At 67.3% G+C, this 1,775-nt stretch carries 1 protein-coding gene; it reads left to right on the top strand.

Translation table 11 applies throughout. The features are described 5' to 3' along the window. Positions 1-240 precede the first annotated feature (240 nt). A complete protein-coding gene (locus ACFXAM_RS36815) occupies positions 241-1,689 on the top strand; it encodes a glyceraldehyde-3-phosphate dehydrogenase (protein ID WP_380298065.1) in 1,449 nt (482 codons plus the stop codon). Positions 1,690-1,775: the final 86 nt, after the last annotated feature.

Here is a 1,775-nt window from a genome sequence, read left to right on the forward strand (position 1 = left end):
GCCGATGGTACTGCAGGGGGGACCCTGTGGGAGAGTAGGACGCCGCCGAACAAATTTTGAGAAGAACCCCCGCCGGTATTCCGGCGGGGGTTCTTCGCGTTGTCCGCCGGCGCATCGTCAGAACATGCCGGGGGGGATCATATGTGATTCTTGTCATGCGGGAGAGGCCGGAACCGTTTCGGTTCGGGGGGTGGGGCCCAGTTAGCATGTGAACACCCTCCTAGCTCGAAAGATGGACTTGTGACTGTCAACGACGACGTGTTCACGGACTGGAAGAACCGCGAGGAGATCGCGGAGTCGATGATCCCGATCATCGGCCGACTGCACCGGGAGCGGGACGTCACTGTCCTGCTGTACAGCCGTTCCCTGGTGAACAAGTCGGTGGTCAGCATCCTGAAGACCCACCGGTTCGCCCGCCAGATTGCCGGCGAGGAGCTCTCGGTCACCGAGACGCTGCCGTTCCTGCGGGCGCTGACCACCCTGGATCTCGGCCCTTCCCAGATCGACCTCGGCATGCTCGCCGCCACCTACCGCGCGGACAACCGCGGTCTCTCGGTGGAGGAGTTCACCGCGGAGGCCGTCGTCGGCGCCACGGGTGCCAACAAGATCGAGCGCCGCGAGTCGCCGCGTGACGTCGTCCTCTACGGCTTCGGCCGCATCGGCCGCCTGGTCGCCCGTCTGCTGATCGAGAAGGCCGGCTCCGGCAACGGCCTGCGCCTGCGTGCCATCGTGGTCCGCGGCGGCGGTGACCAGGACATCGTGAAGCGCGCCTCGCTGCTGCGGCGCGACTCCATCCACGGCCAGTTCCAGGGCACCATCACCGTCGACGAGGCGAACAGCACCATCATCGCGAACGGCACCGCGATCAAGGTGATCTACGCCAACGACCCGTCCGAGGTCGACTACACGGTGTACGGGATCCGGGACGCGATCCTGATCGACAACACGGGCAAGTGGCGGGACCGCGAGGGCCTCTCGAACCACCTCCGCCCCGGCATCGAGAAGGTCGTCCTGACGGCCCCGGGCAAGGGCGACGTGCCCAACATCGTCCACGGCGTCAACCACGACACCATCAAGCCGGACGAGCAGATCCTCTCCTGCGCCTCCTGCACCACCAACGCGATCGTCCCGCCGCTGAAGGCGATGGAGGACGAGTACGGCGTGCTGCGCGGCCACGTGGAGACCGTCCACTCGTTCACCAACGACCAGAACCTGCTGGACAACTACCACAAGGCCGACCGTCGCGGCCGCTCGGCACCGCTGAACATGGTGATCACCGAGACCGGTGCCGCCTCGGCCGTCGCCAAGGCGCTGCCGGACCTCAAGGCGAAGATCACCGGCAGCTCGATCCGGGTGCCCGTGCCGGACGTCTCGATCGCCATCCTGAACCTCCAGCTGGCCCGTGAGACCACCCGCGAGGAGGTCCTCGACTACCTCCGCAACGTGTCGCTGACCTCGTCGCTGAAGCGCCAGATCGACTTCACCACCGCCCCCGACGCGGTGTCGAACGACTTCATCGGCTCGCGCCACGCCTCGATCGTCGACGCCGGCGCCACCAAGGTCGAGGGCGACAACGCGATCCTCTACCTGTGGTACGACAACGAGTTCGGCTACTCCTGCCAGGTGATCCGGGTCGTCCAGCACGTCTCGGGCGTCGAGTACCCGACCTACCCCGTCCCGGCGGTCTGATCCGCAGGACGCACCACGCCCGTGGGGCGGCGACCGGGACTACGGGTGGCGCCCCCCGGGGGGTGGGGGGGCCGGTGGGCCGGCTC

It is taken from the genome of Kitasatospora sp. NPDC059462 (assembly GCF_042749955.1).
Taxonomy (GTDB): domain Bacteria; phylum Actinomycetota; class Actinomycetes; order Streptomycetales; family Streptomycetaceae; genus Kitasatospora.